The organism is Flavobacterium sp. Root901, assembly GCF_001429765.1.
Classification (GTDB): domain Bacteria; phylum Bacteroidota; class Bacteroidia; order Flavobacteriales; family Flavobacteriaceae; genus Flavobacterium.
The window spans coordinates 276946-294238 of record NZ_LMJB01000001.1 but is presented as its reverse complement, the minus strand read 5'-3'; the positions used below and the strand labels follow the sequence as shown (position 1 = coordinate 294238).

Annotated in this window: 13 protein-coding genes; 11 read left to right on the top strand and 2 right to left on the bottom strand. The window is 33.6% G+C overall.

Annotated elements, in window-relative coordinates; genetic code table 11:
- Positions 1–143 precede the first annotated feature (143 nt).
- From ASE21_RS01060 to ASE21_RS01040, 5 genes are all read left to right on the top strand, one after another.
- Positions 144–4628: a translocation/assembly module TamB domain-containing protein gene (locus tag ASE21_RS01060; protein WP_057120709.1), complete on the top strand. Its 4485-nt coding sequence runs from the start codon at positions 144–146 to the stop codon at positions 4626–4628.
- Positions 4629–4939: 311 nt separating this feature from the next.
- Positions 4940–5926: a 6-phosphofructokinase gene (pfkA, locus tag ASE21_RS01055; RefSeq protein WP_053470187.1), complete on the top strand. Its 987-nt coding sequence runs from the start codon at positions 4940–4942 to the stop codon at positions 5924–5926.
- A 92-nt stretch (positions 5927–6018) separates the two neighbouring features.
- Entirely contained in the window at positions 6019–7023 is a 1005-nt protein-coding gene (gap, locus tag ASE21_RS01050; RefSeq protein WP_057120708.1) for a type I glyceraldehyde-3-phosphate dehydrogenase, read from the top strand.
- Between the two features lie 123 nt (positions 7024–7146).
- A complete protein-coding gene (locus ASE21_RS01045) occupies positions 7147–7998 on the top strand; it encodes an N-acetylglucosamine kinase (RefSeq protein WP_053470185.1) in 852 nt (283 codons plus the stop codon).
- A 10-nt stretch (positions 7999–8008) separates the two neighbouring features.
- Positions 8009–8383 (top strand): methylglyoxal synthase, encoded by a 375-nt coding sequence (locus ASE21_RS01040; RefSeq protein ID WP_057120707.1) that lies wholly within the window; start codon positions 8009–8011, stop codon positions 8381–8383.
- On the opposite strand, the gene ASE21_RS01035 is transcribed toward ASE21_RS01040, so the two are convergent.
- The gene (locus ASE21_RS01035; RefSeq protein WP_057120706.1) at positions 8364–8744 is read right to left on the bottom strand and encodes a Rid family detoxifying hydrolase; all 381 of its coding nucleotides are present in this window, start codon (positions 8742–8744) and stop codon (positions 8364–8366) included. The genes ASE21_RS01040 and ASE21_RS01035 overlap by 20 nt on opposite strands.
- A gap of 25 nt (positions 8745–8769) precedes the next feature.
- A complete protein-coding gene (locus tag ASE21_RS01030) occupies positions 8770–11472 on the bottom strand; it encodes a putative LPS assembly protein LptD (RefSeq protein ID WP_057121152.1) in 2703 nt (900 codons plus the stop codon).
- A gap of 82 nt (positions 11473–11554) precedes the next feature.
- On the opposite strand from ASE21_RS01030, the gene ASE21_RS01025 reads away from it, so the two are divergent.
- The 6 genes from ASE21_RS01025 (at position 11555) to ASE21_RS01000 (ending at position 17164) form a co-directional block, all read left to right on the top strand.
- Positions 11555–12664, top strand: coding sequence for an N-acetylmuramoyl-L-alanine amidase (locus tag ASE21_RS01025; protein WP_057121151.1), 1110 nt, complete (start codon positions 11555–11557; stop codon positions 12662–12664).
- A 51-nt stretch (positions 12665–12715) separates the two neighbouring features.
- A complete protein-coding gene (locus tag ASE21_RS01020) occupies positions 12716–13681 on the top strand; it encodes an MlaD family protein (protein WP_057120705.1) in 966 nt (321 codons plus the stop codon).
- 5 nt (positions 13682–13686) lie between these two features.
- Positions 13687–15018 (top strand): (Fe-S)-binding protein, encoded by a 1332-nt coding sequence (locus ASE21_RS01015; RefSeq protein ID WP_057120704.1) that lies wholly within the window; start codon positions 13687–13689, stop codon positions 15016–15018.
- Between the two features lie 129 nt (positions 15019–15147).
- Positions 15148–15939 carry a (Fe-S)-binding protein gene (locus ASE21_RS01010; RefSeq protein ID WP_057120703.1) on the top strand — a complete coding sequence of 264 codons (792 nt, stop codon included), beginning with the start codon at positions 15148–15150 and terminating at the stop codon, positions 15937–15939.
- A gap of 104 nt (positions 15940–16043) precedes the next feature.
- Positions 16044–16526, top strand: a complete 483-nt coding sequence (locus tag ASE21_RS01005) for a hypothetical protein (protein ID WP_057120702.1) — start codon at positions 16044–16046, stop codon at positions 16524–16526.
- Positions 16527–16717: 191 nt separating this feature from the next.
- Positions 16718–17164: a hypothetical protein gene (locus ASE21_RS01000; RefSeq protein WP_057120701.1), complete on the top strand. Its 447-nt coding sequence runs from the start codon at positions 16718–16720 to the stop codon at positions 17162–17164.
- Positions 17165–17293 lie beyond the last annotated feature (129 nt).

Genomic DNA, 17293 nt, shown 5'->3' with positions numbered 1-17293 from the left:
AGAGCCCCAAAATTAAAGAATTTTTATCAAAACAGCCGTCCTTTGTCTGTTCAAATTAAATTTATACAAAAACAATAATAATAGCAGTTATCAAAAGAATCAAGAAAATAGTATCCAGAACCCTGATTGGCTTAATTTTACTTTTGCTGGTACTTGCTATCACTCTTTCTCTGCCTATTGTACAAACAAAAATCGCCCAATATATTACCGAAACTTTAAATACTGATTTTAAAACCGATATTCATATTGATAAAGTTGCGATTAATATTTTTGGAGGCGTTAAACTCAAAAAAGTCCTGATTTTAGATCATCATAAAAAAACGATGATTTATTCTGATATTATAACTACCGATATTTTAAGTATAAAACGCCTTGTTGATGGAGATTTGCTTTTTGGCGACCTTCGTTTAACCGGAATGATTTTTAATATCAAAACGTATAAAAACGAAAACGAAAACAATATTAATAATTTTATTAAATTGTTTGAGACTAAGGAAGAAAAGAAAAAATCGAATAAGCACTTCTTATTTACTGCCAAAAACGCTTACATCGAAAAAGGAAATTTTTCTGTTGTAGATGAAAATAAAAGAACGCCCCAGTTTCTTGATTTTAAAAAGCTGAATGCTTACATCAGTGATTTTAAATTATACGGCCCAGATGTTACCACGATAATTCACAGGTTTTCTTTTTTAGATCACCGCGGGTTATATGTTTCAAATTTTACCGGAAAATTAAGCTACACTAAAAAGCAGATTAAAGTTGAAAATTTGGCCATAAAGACCAAAAGATCATCAATTTACGGAAAAGCAGTTTTGAATTATAATGTGGGCGATTTTCTGGAATTTACAGACAAGGTTCAGTTTAATGTTGCATTAGATTCTTCGTCCATTGCTTCAAATGATATTCGTTATTTTTATGACGGTTTAGGCAAAAATCAGCATTTTAAAGTTAAAACTAAGATCAAAGGAACTTTAAATAACCTGAATTTAAATTATTTAAGACTTACCGATACAAATGGTTCGAAAATATTCGGGACAATCAATTTTAGAAATCTTTTAGGAACAAAAGAACAAAAGTTTTCTATGAACGGGAAGTTCGATAAACTGATTTCGAGTTACGATAATCTTGTCGTTTTACTACCGGGCGTTTTAGGAAAAAAACTTCCGAAAGAATTGAGAAAAATCGGAAAATTCAACATTGTCGGAAAAGCAAAAGTTTCGACAACAGATCTGGAAACCGATTTTAGAATGGCGACAGATTTAGGAGATGGTAAAGTTGATCTTCATATGAATAATATGGATTTTATCGACAAGGCTTCTTATACCGGAAATATCATTTTAAACAATTTTAATGTCGGTGTTTTATTAGGCAGGAAAGATATTGGTAAAACAACTTTGAATATTGATGTTGAAGGTGTTGGTTTTACTGAAAAGTATTTAAATACAATTGTAAAAGGAGATATTGCAAAATTAGATTATAATAAATATACGTATAGTAATATTGTTGTAAATGGTAATTTTAAGCTTCCATATTACAAAGGAGAAATCTCTATAAACGATCCAAATCTTAATTTGACATTTGATGGTTTGGTTGATTTAAGCAAACGCGAAAGCCGTTATGATTTTCATATCAATGTAGAAAATTCAGATTTGCGAAAATTGAAATTTATAGGCGATTCTATTTCTCATTTTAAAGGTGATGCCGTTGTACAGCTTACCGGAAATTCAATCGAAAATCTTCAGGGAAACATTTACATTAAAGATGCAGAGTATCAAAACCCAAAATCAACTTATGTTTTTGACGATGTTACGGTAAGCTCTAATTTTGATGCAGACAGGCTTCGAACCATCACTATTAATTCTTCTGATATTGTTGAAGGAAAAATTGTGGGTAAATTCCAGTTTGCACAATTAGATAAACTTGTCATGAATTCTGTTGGAAGTTTATATACTAATTATAAACCTTTTAAAGTTAAAAAAGGCCAGTTTCTGCGTTTCAACTTTCATGTATATAATAAAGTAGTCGAAATGCTGTACCCGGAAATGCAAATTGACTCTAGTACAGTAGTTCGCGGAAAAATTGATTCAGATCTTCAGGAGTTTAAATTTGGATTCAGATCGAAGCAAATCAGCGCGGCAAAAAATACTTTTGACAATATCCGAATCAGTATTGATAATAAAAATCCGCTTTATAATGCTTTCATTGAGTTAGACAGTATTAAAACGCCTTATTATAAAATCCGTGATTTCAATTTAATTAATGTAACTTCAAAAGATACGTTATTTGTTCGTTCAGAATTTAAAGGCGGAGACAAAGGACAGGATTATTTTAATCTGGATTTGTATCATACGATAGATAAAAACAAAAATAATATTGTTGGAATCAAGAAATCTGAGATGAAGTTTAAAGATTATTTATGGTATTTAAATGAAGATGCCAAGAAAGATAATCAGATTGTTTTCGATCAGTATTTTAGAAATTTTACGATTGATAATATTGTTTTATCACATGAGAATCAGAAAATTGATTTAAATGGTGTTATCAAAGGAAAGGATTATAAAGATGTAGTCCTCAATTTTGAAGATGTCGATATTAATAAAATTACGCCTTTTAATTCGAAGTTTGTTTTTAACGGAAATTTAAACGGAAACATCAATTATAAACAAAATAAAGATGTTTATCAGCCCACAGCGAGTATTGTTGTGGACCATTTAAATTTAAATAAGGTCGATTTAGGGACTTTAAATTTTGATATTTCCGGAGATCAGAGTTTTAGAAAATTTACCATAAATTCTTCGATTGTAAACGGTTTTGCAGAATCATTTAGGGCCAACGGTACTTTTGCAATCGAAAATAAAGAAACCATCCTTGACCTGAATTTAAAGCTAGAAGGCTTTAATCTGGCTACTTTAGGAACTGTCGGCGGCGATGTTTTGTCAAACGTAAGAGGTTCAGTATCAGGAAATGCAGCGGTAGTCGGAAATTTGAAAAAACCCGAAATCAACGGACGTTTGTATGTTGAAAAAGCAGGAATGACAATTCCGTACCTAAACACAGATTACGAATTAAGCGACAGAACGGTTATCGATTTGACGGATGAAAAATTCCTCTTTAGAAATAACCAGTTGACCGATACGAAATACGGAACAAAAGGATTATTAAACGGAACTATTGAACATCATAATTTTGGAGACTGGAAATTAGATTTGACAATTACATCCAAACGTTTGCTGGCACTTGATACAAAAGACAGCGAAGATGCTGCGTATTTTGGAACTGCCTTTATTAACGGAACCGCCAGTATAAAAGGACCCACAGAAAGCCTTTTTATTAAAGTGGATGCCAAATCTGAAAAAGGAACCGAAGTCAAAATTCCGATAAGTAATGTCCAAAATTCAGGAGAAAGTAATTGGATTCATTTCGTAACGCCAAAAGAGAAATACAATCTGGCAAACGGTATTGTTGAAAAAACCAGAAATTATAACGGACTTGAATTGGAATTTGATTTTGATATTACTCCGGATGCAGAGGTTGAAGTAATTCTGGATCGAAATTCCGGCCATGGTATGAAAGGAAAAGGATACGGATCTTTATTATTTAAAATTAATACGCTTGGTAAATTTAATATGTGGGGAGATTTCCAGGCATACGAAGGAACGTATAATTTTAAATACGGAGGTTTAATTGATAAAAAATTCGCAGTTAAAAAAGGAGGTTCGATTATTTGGGAAGGAAACCCGATGAAAGCGCAGCTGAACTTAGAAGCCGTTTACAGAACTTCGGCGAATCCTGCCGTATTACTGGATAATTCTTCTTTTAATAAAAAAGTCCCTGTTGAAGTTGTAATTGGGTTAAGAGGGGATTTAACCAGCCCGGAACCTAATTTTGATATTCAGTTTCCATCGGTAAGCAGCGTATTGAAATCGGAAATACAATATAAGTTAGACGATAAAGATATCAGGCAGACACAAGCTTTGTATTTATTATCTACAGGTTCCTTTATGAGTCAGGACGGATTTAATCAAAGCGATTTATCGGGAACTTTTGCAGAAACCGCAGCAAGTTTACTGGGTAATATCATAAAATCAGATAACGACCTTATCGATATTAACCTGAACTTTATATCTGCAGACAGACGAATAGGGCAGGAAGCAGACGGACAGTTTGTGGCTAATATTTCATCGCAGATTAATGAACGAATTTCGATAAACGGAAAAGTCGGGGTTCCTGTTGGAGGAGTAAACGAATCTGCTATTGTTGGAGATATCGAAATTCTGTATAGGGTTAATGAAGACGGATCGATGAACCTTCGTTTATTCAACAAAGAAAATGATATTAATTATATAGGACAGGGAATTGGGTATACGCAGGGCGTTGGTATTTCGTATGAAGTTGATTTTGATACGTTTACAGAATTGGTAAACAAGCTTTTCAAAAGCCATAAATTGGAAAGAGCGATAAAAAGTTCAGATGATTTTCAGGATTCTAACTTAAACCCGGATTACATTAATTTCAATAACAATAAAAAAGAGGCAGAAAAAAATAAAAACAAATCGGATAAAGAGGATGATAAAAAGCCAAAACCTCAGAATAACAACGAGGGTCTGATTCCGGATAACGATTTTTAACCGCTTGTTAAAAAATAACACAAAAAAACCATTCGCTGCTTTGAATGGTTTTTTTATGCTTAAATTTAGGGTTTTTATTTTTTGTATAGCTAAAGAGTTAGGTCTTAGATTTTTATAACACTTAGTTTCGCTATTGTTATTTTTAAAGAATTAATTAAAAAAAGGGGTATTTATTATTTTAAATGAAATTTTTGGTATCAAAAAACTTATTAACGAAAACGTTTGAATTTAACAGATTTTATTAATTTATAATAAACATAACGAGAAAACTGGTGAATGTTTGCTAATTTTACAACTTTAATACTTAAATAATGTCAAAAACAATAAAAAAAGTAGGTGTTCTTACCTCAGGAGGAGACTCACCGGGAATGAATGCTGCAATACGATCAGTTGTTCGAACATGTGCTTATCATAATATAGAATGCATAGGGATTTATAGAGGGTATCAAGGAATGATCGAAGGAGACTTTAAAGAAATGGGTCCTCGAAGCGTTAATAACATTGTAAATAAAGGAGGAACGATCTTAAAATCGGCTCGTTCGGTTGACTTCAGAACACCTGAAGGCAGAAAAAAAGCCCACGAAAATCTATTAAAAGCCGGAATTGATGCTTTGGTAGTTATTGGCGGAGACGGAAGTTTTACCGGAGGATTGATTTTCAATTCAGAATATAACTTTCCGGTTATGGGAATTCCCGGTACAATTGATAATGATATTTATGGTACAAGTTTTACTCTTGGTTATGACACTGCTTTAAATACTGTTGTTGACTGTATAGATAAAATTAGAGATACTGCAAGTTCACATAATCGTTTATTTTTTGTAGAGGTTATGGGCAGGGACGCAGGTCATATCGCACTTAATGCCGGAATTGGTGCTGGTGCAGAAGAAATCCTTATTCCTGAAGAAGATTTAGGTCTTGACAGATTGTTAGACTCTCTTCAAAAAAGTAAAGCTTCAGGAAAATCATCCAGTATAGTAGTTATTGCAGAAGGAGATAAAATTGGTAAAAATGTATTCGAATTAAAAGATTACGTTGAAGCTAATTTACCGGAATACGACGTAAGAGTATCTGTTTTAGGACACATGCAGCGTGGTGGTTCGCCATCTTGTTTTGACCGTGTTCTGGCAAGCCGTCTTGGTGTAAAAGCAGTAGAATCTTTAATTGAAGGAAAATCAAATTACATGGTTGGTCTTAAGGAGGATAAAGTTATTTTAACTCCGCTTGAGCAGGCAATCAAAGGTAAATCCGAAATTGATAGAGAATTATTGAGAGTGTCAGACATTATGTCTACATAATTATAGATAAAGTTTAAAAGAGAAAGAAGTTTATTGTGAGGAAATTAGACTTTGAATTAGTGTAATAAAAACAAAAGCAAAAATTTAGTAAAATGTCAAAAGTAAAATTAGGAATAAACGGATTTGGACGTATCGGAAGAATCGTTTTTAGAGAGTCTTTCAATAGAGATAATGTAGAGGTGGTAGCAATCAACGATTTATTAGACGTTGATCACTTAGCTTACTTATTAAAATATGATTCAGTTCACGGTCGTTTCAACGGAACTGTAGAAGTTAAAGAAGGAAAACTTTATGTAAACGGAAGAAATATCCGTATCACTGCAGAAAGAAATCCAGCTGACTTAAAATGGAATGAAGTTGATGTTGATGTAGTAGCAGAATGTACTGGTATCTTCACAACTATTGAAACGGCAAGCGAGCACTTAAAAGGTGGTGCTAAGAAAGTTATCATTTCTGCACCTTCTGCTGATGCTCCAATGTTTGTAATGGGAGTGAACCACGAAACTGCAAAAGCTTCTGATTTAGTAGTTTCTAACGCTTCTTGTACTACAAACTGTTTAGCTCCATTAGCTAAAGTTATCCATGATAATTTTGAAATCGTTGAAGGTTTAATGACAACTGTTCACGCAACTACTTCAACTCAAATGACTGCTGACGGACCTTCAAGAAAAGACTGGAGAGGTGGACGTGCAGCTGCAATTAACATTATTCCTTCTTCAACAGGTGCTGCTAAAGCGGTTGGAAAAGTAATCCCTTCTTTGAATGGAAAATTAACTGGAATGTCTTTCCGTGTACCAACTGCTGACGTTTCTGTAGTTGATTTAACTGTAAAAGTAGCTAAAGAAACTACTTACGAAGAAATCATGGCTGTATTGAAAAAAGCTTCTGAAACTTCATTACAAGGTATCATGGGATTCACTGAAGATGCTGTTGTATCTCAGGATTTCATTTCTGATAAAAGAACTTCTATCATCGACGCTACTGCCGGAATTGGATTAAATTCTACTTTCTTCAAATTAGTATCATGGTACGATAATGAGTACGGATACTCAAGCAAATTGATCGATTTATCTGTGCATATCGCAGGTTTAAAATAATATTATATATTTTTGCAAAATCCCGTTATCACCAAGTAACGGGATTTTCTTATTTTGTTACGTCTTTAATTAATGTAAAAAATACACTTATTGAGGAAAAACTAATCCAAAAAACAAAAAAAAATGAAATTAATAGTTGATAGTGGATCTACTAAAGCCGATTGGATTGCAATTGATGATAATGGAAAAGTATTATTCACGACACAAACTTTAGGATTAAATCCTGAAATTCTGGACGGACCGGAAATCATTTCAAGACTAAACGACCGTTTTGATATTTTACAAAATAAAAAGAATGCAACACATTTGTTCTTTTACGGAGCAGGTTGTGGAACAGACAGAATGAAAGAATGGTTAAAACAAATCTTTCAGGAGTACTTTACTAACGCAATTGTTGATGTTCAGGAAGATACTTATGCTGCTGTTTATGCTACAACGCCAAAAGGTGAAGAGGCAATCGTATCTATCTTAGGAACAGGTTCAAACTGCAGTTATTTTGATGGAAAAGTATTGCACCAAAAAGTTCAGTCACTAGGTTATATCGTAATGGACGACTGCAGCGGAAACGTTTTTGGAAAAGAATTAATCAGAAAGTACTATTTTAATAAAATGCCTAAAGAATTGGCTGTTGAGCTTGAAAAAGAGTACGACGTTGATCCTGATTTTATTAAAAACAAATTATATAAAGAGCCAAATCCAAATGCTTATTTAGCGACTTTTGCTAAGTTTTTAATTAAACATAAAGACACTGAATTCTGCAGAAAGATTATTTTTAAAGGAATGAAATCTTTCGTTAAAAACTATATCAAACAATTTGATAACTGTAAAGAAGTTCCTGTGCATTTTGTTGGTTCTATTGCATTTTATCTGAAAGATGAATTACAGGAAACTTTCGATAAATACGAACTTAAATTAGGGAATGTATTAAGAAGACCAATTGATGGTTTAATTGCTTATCATGTCGCTAATCAATAGTTCCGGGTTTATGGAAATTGCGATCATTGCACATGATGGTAAAAAAGCCGATTTAATTGATTTTTTGATTAAAAATGAAGCTATTCTTCATAATGAAAAAATCAGGTTAATTGGTACCGGAACTACCGGAGGAAAAGCAGAAGCTGCGGGATTTAAAACCCAAAGAATGCTGTCAGGACCTTTAGGTGGTGATGCGCAGATTGCAGGAAGAGTTGCAGAAGGGATAACAAATATGGTTTTCTTTTTTAAAGATCCGTTGTCCAGTCACCCGCATGAAGCAGATATTAATATGCTGATTCGGGTTTGCGATGTGCATAATGTGCCGCTGGCAACAAATGAAGCAACGGCACAATTATTATTAGATGCTATTGCACAGCAATTATAGAGATCTCAACATTTACATTTTTTGGCAGACATGCCACTTGAACCGTTTCACGTGCTGGAGCGGTTTTTTCATTAAAATAAGAACCGTAAACGGTGTTAATTGCACCAAAATTGTTCATGTCCATAATGAAAATGGTAGCCTTAACTACATTTTCAAAAGTCATATTTGCAGCTTCTAAAATGGCTGCAATATTTTCCATTACCTGAGTAGTTTCATTATTGATTGTATCCGTTACCAGTTCTCCGGAAGCCGGATTGATGGCGATTTGTCCGGAAGCGTAAAGTGTATTTCCTGATAAAACAGCCTGGTTATAAGGGCCAATAGGCGCAGGAGCCTTTTCTGTAAAGATTATTTTTTTCATGATAAAATTATTTTAAGTCGAAGAATTATCGATTAGAAGTGCTTCTTTTGTTCCATTTAATGTCACTCAGCATACCGGATTTAATTCCAATAAAGAAATTCCAGTTAGCATTTGGTCCCATCGGATTCCAGTTAAAAGCCATTCTCCAGCTTAACAAATCCCTTTCAAAACGGAATTGAGTAAAAGTAACTCCTTTCTGAACAAAATCATAACCGGTAGAAACCCCGCCTTTCCATTTGGGCGTAATATCCATATTGGCAGAAATCATGATGGAGTTTCCTGAAATTTTATTTTCGCGGCTGGCATTTGTATAGGTTAAAGAGTAGGCCATAGTCATGTCCCAAGGAATTTTAGAACTAAAAAATTCGCTTACAACATCTTCATCGCGTTCCGGCTCATTGGCAAACTGACTATTTCTGCTGTCGTTTAAGTCGGTATTGGTACCAAATAAATCATCATTACGACCACCATTTCGCTGGCTTTGATTGTTCTTTTCTTTTCCGGTTCCTTTATTTGAAAAAGAATAGTTCATTGTAAGGTTTGCACTTGTCATTCTAAACAAACTTCCACCATTATCAATATTATATTTGTTGATTACATTTCCGGCATTGTCAATAGCATATGGATTTAAAACGGCTCCAAAATTGACATTCATTTTATTGTCAAAAAATTGTGTTCCTCCACTTACCACAACTGGCTGCCATGCTAAAGTCTTTTTTCCGTCTGCACTAAAATTATAACTTGTGTTGAAGTTCAAATTGTTTAGCAGCATTATTTTCTTAGGTTCGGTTTTTGTGCTGTCCCGATCCCTTACTTTGGCTTCAAAAGTGTTGCTCAATGCAAATCCGACTATATTAGAATTGCTTTGTCCTGGCGCACCATAAACTCCGTTTGCGAACCTTGAATACTCGTCTGTAGAAATTCGGCCGGCCGCATCTACGGTATATTTATCATAATATCGTTCAAAACTTGGAGTATAAGAATAGGTTATACTCGGCCTCATAACGTGACGAATGGCCTGAATTCTTTTGTCTTCACCAAAATTAAATGTACCGTAAATAGTAGTTCCTAAATTGGTGCTTAAATTATAAGTTCTGTAAGAGTCGAATCCGTTTATCGTTTTGTCTATAACTTTTCCTTCCGATGCATCGTAGTTCTTTTCAATAGTTTTAGTAACCCAGGTTTCCTGATAGTTAGTCGATGCTCCGGCACTAAAATATTTAAAGATTTTAAAGTTGGTACTGATCGGAATAGTATGCTGCATCCCAATTTGTGCATCTCTAAACATTTGCGGCTTAAAGAATAAAGAATCGTACGTAACGATATTGTTTTTACCCGTTACGTTATATTGTAAGTTGATGTTCTTAATCAAGCCTTTTTTAACGCCGTCTTTCCCAACAAAAGGATAAACACGATCGATACTTCCCTGAAGATTAGGAAGACTCATCTGGATTTGCTCAGTTTGCGTATTTTGCTGATGTGTAGCTGTTAACGAAATGCGAGAACCCGGAATCGTATTAAAGGTTTTGTTATACGAAATAGACGAACTTAATGTATTGTTCAGGTTTGATCCAATGTTGGCCTGATTGATAGACTGCTTAAAGTATTTACTGCTACCCATGTTTACAGATGCAGAAAAACTTGAATTTGGATTAGATTTAGTGTCTTTTGAATGCGACCACTGAATATTGTAAATATTTTGTTTTGAATAATCAGGGTAACCTCTTTCGCTGCTAATTAAATTCTCGAATCGGATGTTTACATTTCCCCTGTACTTGTATCTTGTAGCATAAGCAGATTCGAAACGCATAGCGTAACTTCCATTGGTATAATAATCTCCTAAAACAGTCAAATCATAATTATCACTTAAAGCAAAATAATAACCTCCATTTTGCAAAGAAAAACCCCTGGTATTAGAATCATTGTAACTTGGAATAATAATCCCTGAAACACTTTTTTCCTGGCTTAAAGGGAAATACCCGTAAGGCAGTGCCAAAGGAGTCGGAACATCGGCAATAACCATTTGAGTTAAGCCGGTAACGATTTTTTTTCCGGGAACAAATTTAATTTTGCTGGTTCTAAAATAATATTCCGGATTGTCAATATCCTGAGCTGTTGTAATACGTGCGCCCTGCAGGTAGTAGACAGAATCGTTTTCTTTTTTTGTAATGGCAGCTTTAATATTTAATTCGCCCTGTTTTGTTCTTGAATTATAGATTAAGGCTTTTTTTGTTTTAAAATTAAAACGAATAGAGTCGGGCTGAACTTCGCTGGCCCCTTGTTTAAAATTAGGAAACTGCACTAAAGCTCCGGCGGAATCTTTTATTCTTCCGGCATAAACTTCGTCTTTTTCATAATTCAGGACAATAATACCAGATTTTAATTCAACATCTTTATAGTATAATTCGGCTTCGTTATATAAAGTGATCAGCTTTTTCTTCTGATCAATCTTTGCATAATCTTTTGCCTTGTACCTTACCTTGCCATCCAAAAAAGTCTTCGTTGGCCTGACAGTATCTAATTTTATAGTGTCATTTGGAGTTATTTGAGGCTTATCTGTTTGTTTTGCAGCTGGTAAAGGCTTTTTTTTAGATTTTATCTCTTGCGAATATAAATTACCACATCCCATTGTTAGGAAAAATGATATTAAAACGATATTAAATAAGTTTGTCTGCAAAGGTTTAAATGCTATTTTTGTAAAATTATGGCTTGTTTTTTGACATGTCAAACTTACATATAATTTTTTGGCAAAAATAATCAATTGTAAAAATTATAATAGCTGCGTTTTATTAAAATTAACTTTTAGATTTATGAATAGATTAAACAAAATTAAGGTAATCTTTACTTTTTTTCTAACAATAGCGTCATTTTGCACATATAGTCAGTCAAATGTTTTTAAAGTAACACTTGATGCCGGTCATGGTGATCACGACTTTGGTGCAGTTTACAGCGGCCGGATTGAAAAAAATATTGCCTTGGCTATTGTTTTAAAAGTGGGGAAAATTTTAGAGCTTAATCCAAATGTAAATGTAATTTATACCCGTAAAACAGATGTTTTTATTGATTTGGTCGAAAGAGCCAATATTGCCAACAGAGCTAATTCAAATATATTTGTTTCAATACATTGTAATGCCAATAAAAATACAGCGGCTGATGGTACAGAAACTTATGTAATGGGTTTAAGTAAAGTTTCATCAAATCTTGAGGCTGCAAAGAAAGAGAACTCGGTTATTACTCTGGAGAAAGATTATAAACGCAAATACGAAGGTTTTGATCCAAATTCACCAGAATCTATGATCGGAATGACTTTAATGCAGGAGGAATATCTGGATAACAGTATTTCATTAGCAAGTAAAATCGAAGACAATTTTGAAAGACTTGGAAAAAAAATCAGACAAGGCGGTGTAAAACAAGCACCATTTATGGTACTTCATAAAGCTTATATGCCAAGAGTTTTAGTCGAGACCGGATTTGTATCGAATCCTACGGAAGGAAATATTTTAAATTCAGAAGAAGGACAGGACGATATTGCAAAAGCTATTGCCGAAGCTATTTTGAGTTATAAAAGAGAATATTTTGGCTCAGGAACTCCAGAAGTCGAAGCCAAACCGGTAAAGGATACATCAACACCAAAGAAAGTAAAAGCTGAAGCACCTGCAGCTCCAAAAGGAACATTTTTTAAGGTTCAGCTTATTGCGAGTATTAAAAAAACACCATTAGAACCTAAAAATTTTAAGGGTTTAAAAAATGTGACTATGATCTACGAAAACAATATTTATAAATATTTCTATCAGGAAACACCAAATTATGAAACTGCCAAAAAATATCTGGAAGAAGCTAAGAATAAAGGATATGGCGCAGCTTTTTTGGTTGCAAACAAAGATGGACAGAAAATCAGCATTGAAGACGCAGTCAAATAATAGCCACAAGTTCGAATATTTATACTAATTTTGTAACAAACACTTAGAATTTTGAAACTAACAAGAGAAATTAAAACGGCTGTATTAGTCATCGCGTCTATTTTACTATTTATCTGGGGATATAGTTTTTTAAAAGGAAAAGACCTTTTTACAAACTATAAAACATTATACGCTGAATATGATAATGTTGAAGAGTTAGCACAATCAGCGCCAGTTACCATAAACGGACTTGTAGTTGGTAAGGTAAATAAAATTACAATCAATGAAACAACAGGTAAATTATTAGTTGAACTTCAATTAAAAACAGATTTTCCTATTTCTAAAACCAGTAAAGCATCTTTATATTCCGCTAGTTTAATTGGAGGAAAGCAAATCGCCATTATTCCTAATCTGGCAGATAAAGAACCTGCAGAAGACGGACAAACACTTCAGTCTGAAGTAAAATTAGGGCTGACTGAATCTTTAGGCGGTAAACTTGAGCCAATCGAAGAAAAGCTGAACGCAATGCTGCTTAATATTAACACCCTGGTTACAGGTTTAAATAATGTTTTAGACAAAAAAGGACAGGAAGATTTAAAGAAAAGTTTAGCCGAATTGAGCCAGACAATGGAGCAGTTTCACAGAGCATCAGGAACGCTTAATACTATTTTAGATACAAACAAAGGTCAGATTAACGGAGTTGTATCCAACTTTAATAAAATGTCAAGTAACTTCAATAAAATATCTGATTCTTTAAATAAGGCAGATCTTGGGAAAACAGTTCGTAATCTAAATCAGACTCTGGCAAAAGTTGATGGTATTATGGCTAATTTAAATTCCGGAAAAGGAACAGCTGGTAAATTATTAAACGACGACGCACTTTATAACAACCTTGCAAAAACTTCAAAAGAGCTTGAATTATTACTGCAGGATGTTCGTTTGTACCCAACCCGTTATGTAAATGTTTCTCTTTTTGGAAAGAAAAACAAGCCTTATGTAGCACCTGCTGAAGACACAAAATCAACTGATAAAAAATAATTGTAATGAGTTATTTAGATAATATTTTATTCGCCATACTTCTAGTAGCAGGATTTGTTTTTTTTACAGCGAGCGTAAAAAAAATCATCCGCAACATCAATTTAGGAGTTGACGTAGATAGAAAAGATAATCCTAAAGCTCGTTGGAAAAATATGGCATTGATTGCTCTTGGGCAGTCAAAAATGGTAAGACGTCCTGTTGCCGGGATCCTGCATATTTTTGTATATGTAGGTTTTATTATTATAAACATTGAACTGCTAGAAATAATTATCGATGGATTAATAGGCACTCATAGAGTTTTTGCACCATATTTAGGTGTAGTTTATGATGTTTTAATAGCTTCATTTGAAATTTTAGCAATACTTGTAATTTTTGCAGTTACAGTTTTCTGGCTTAGAAGAAATTTCATCAGACTGAAACGTTTTATTCATTCTGACTTAAAAGGATTTCCTAAAAGCGATGCAAATTATATTTTGTATTTCGAAACGGTTTTAATGATTTTGTTTTTGTTAATGAATGCTTCAGATCTTCATTTGCAAAACGTTCCGGGAGGAGTTTTTCATAAAGCGGGAAGCTTTCCGATCAGCCAGTTTATTGCACCGGTTTTTAACGGAATGTCAAATGAATCTGTTGTAATACTGTTTGAAACATTTTGGTGGATGCATATTGTGGGTATTTTGATATTTATGAACTATTTGTATTTCTCCAAACATTTGCACATACTTTTAGCATTTCCAAATACTTATTTTGCAAACCTGAAACCGGAAGGACAGTTTGATAATCTCGCTTCTGTTACCAAAGAAGTGAAGTTAATGATGGACCCAAATGCTGATCCTTTTGCGGCAGCTCCTGTTGATGAAAATGCAGCTCCGTCTAAATTTGGAGCAAGCGATGTTCAGGATTTAAACTGGGTACAGCTTTTAAATGCTTATACATGTACAGAATGCGGCCGTTGTACATCATCTTGTCCGGCAAATCAAACTGGTAAAAAATTGTCTCCTCGTAAAATTATGATGGATACAAGAGATCGTCTTCAGGAAGTTGGAAAAAATATTGATGCCAATAAAGGTGTTTTTGTTCCCGACAATAAAACATTATTGAACGATTACATTACTCCGGAAGAATTATGGGCTTGTACATCTTGTAATGCCTGTGTAGAAGAATGCCCTGTAAATATTAGTCCTTTGTCTATTATTATGGATATGCGCCGCTATTTGGTGATGGAGCAGAGTGCTGCGCCAATGTCATTGAATGCAATGATGACCAATATCGAAAATAATGGAGCTCCATGGCAGTACAGCCAGCAGGATCGATTAAATTGGAAAAACGAAAATTAAGATTATCGATTAATCGGTTATTAGTTTAACCGCTTAATTGATTTTAAAATAATATTGGTGTTAGTTTTTGTTTAGTGATAAAAAGCGATTAAACAATTCAAAGATTAACCGATTAAACAAAAGTGAGAGATGTCAGAAAGTTTAGTAGTGCCAACAATGGCAGAAATGCTTGCCGAAGGAAAACAGCCGGAAGTTTTATTTTGGGTGGGTTGTGCAGGAAGTTTTGATGATAGAGCAAAAAAAATTACAAAGGCATTTGTACGTATTTTAAACCGTACTAATGTTTCTTTTGCGGTACTCGGAACAGAAGAAAGCTGTACTGGTGATCCTGCAAAAAGAGCCGGAAATGAATTTTTGTTTCAAATGCAGGCCATGATGAATATCGAGGTTCTAAATGCATACGAAGCTAAAAAAATAGTTACTGCCTGTCCGCATTGTTTTAATACTTTAAAAAATGAATATCCGGAATTAGGCGGAAACTATGAAGTTATTCATCACACAGAATTCTTAAAATCATTAATTGATGATGGAAGACTTACTGTTGAAGGCGGACAATTTAAAGGAAAGAAAATTACTTTCCATGATCCTTGTTATTTAGGCAGAGCCAATAAAGTTTATGAGGCACCAAGGGATTTGATTGAGAAATTGGATGTTGAATTAGTCGAAATGAAACGTTCTAAAGCAAATGGTTTATGCTGCGGAGCAGGTGGAGCGCAAATGTTTAAAGATGCTGAACCTGGAAATAAGGAAGTAAATGTTCTTCGTACAGAAGATGCTTTAGAAGTTCAGCCGGATATTATTGCAGCGGGTTGTCCGTTTTGCAATACAATGTTAACTGACGGAATTAAACATGCACATAAAGAAGGTGAAGTTAAAGTAATGGATGTTGCGGAATTAATTGCAAATGCGCAGGATTTGTAATCTAAGATACTAAGATTCTAAGAGGCTAAGGTTCTAAGTTTTTTAAACGTGAAATCTAAAACCTCGTAAATCAATAATCAACAATCTATAATCTAAAATTAAAAATGTATATACCTTTTGAAAATTTACCTGGTGAATCAAGAGTCTGGATTTACCAATCGAACAGAAAATTTTCTGAGGAAGAGTTTTCTGAAATCGAAACAGATTTAAAAGCTTTTGTAGAACAATGGGCTGCACATGGAACAAGCCTTGAAGCTTCATTTTTGCTTAAATACAATCGCTTTATAATATTAGCTGTAAATCAGGATGTTCAGGCTGCTACAGGCTGTTCTATTGATAGTTCGGTAGAATTTATTCAAGGTTTGGAGAAAAAGTATAATGTCGATTTATTAGACAAAATGAATGTTACTTTCAAACTTGGAGAACACATTGCACACAAACCATTAATTGATTTCAAAAAAATGGTAAAAGATAAATCAGTTTCTGAAAATACAATTGTTTTCAATAATCTGGTAAACAATATTGAAGAATTCAACGAATCCTGGGAAGTTTCTGCTGCCGACAGCTGGCACAGCAGATTTTTCTAAGAGAAATTTAAAAGATGTTTAAAAAGCGCAAAATTTAATATTTTGCGCTTTTTTTAGTTATTTGTTTCAAGTTAAGTTTTTAACCAAAATTTGTCATTCCGCCTGAAATTCAACGAAGACCGTGAGGTAAAGATATTAATTGATGCATAATAAAAACCTAAATTATAAATAAACAGCTAATAGTATTAATAATGATAAACCCTGATCTGAATTTTAGATGGCGCACAATTAAAAATGGTTTATTACATTTTGCAATTGTAAACTTACATATTGAAAAGAATGAAACTGCGAATGAAATTATAGAAGATTATTCGGGTTACAAATATTCTAACGATTTGATGGATGTAAGACATCAAGGTTTCAATACTTGGAAAACCGGACTGAGAAATGGGCTTGAATTTGCCCTTTCACACAGTTCTGATTTTTGGACTATTAGGATAAACGGGTTTTGTGCATCATATTTGGATACAAATGCAACAATTCTAGGTTATACTGGGATTTTGGCTTTTACAAAAGAAACAGATATTGTGATTAGTAATCTTCAGGAAGTTGAGAGTTTTGTTTTTAGGAGTTTGAACGATGGCATTATGAATAAAATTCCAAACTTTAATGAATTGACTTTTACTATCGATGTTTAAAATTAAAAGTATTAAAATAAAAATTTTCTTGTAAAAGCAAAAATGTCAAATCCAACTCTGATGGAAGCGGTAATATTTTATGGTGATGTTCGTCATAAAAGATATAGCAAACAGCGGAACTATGGATCT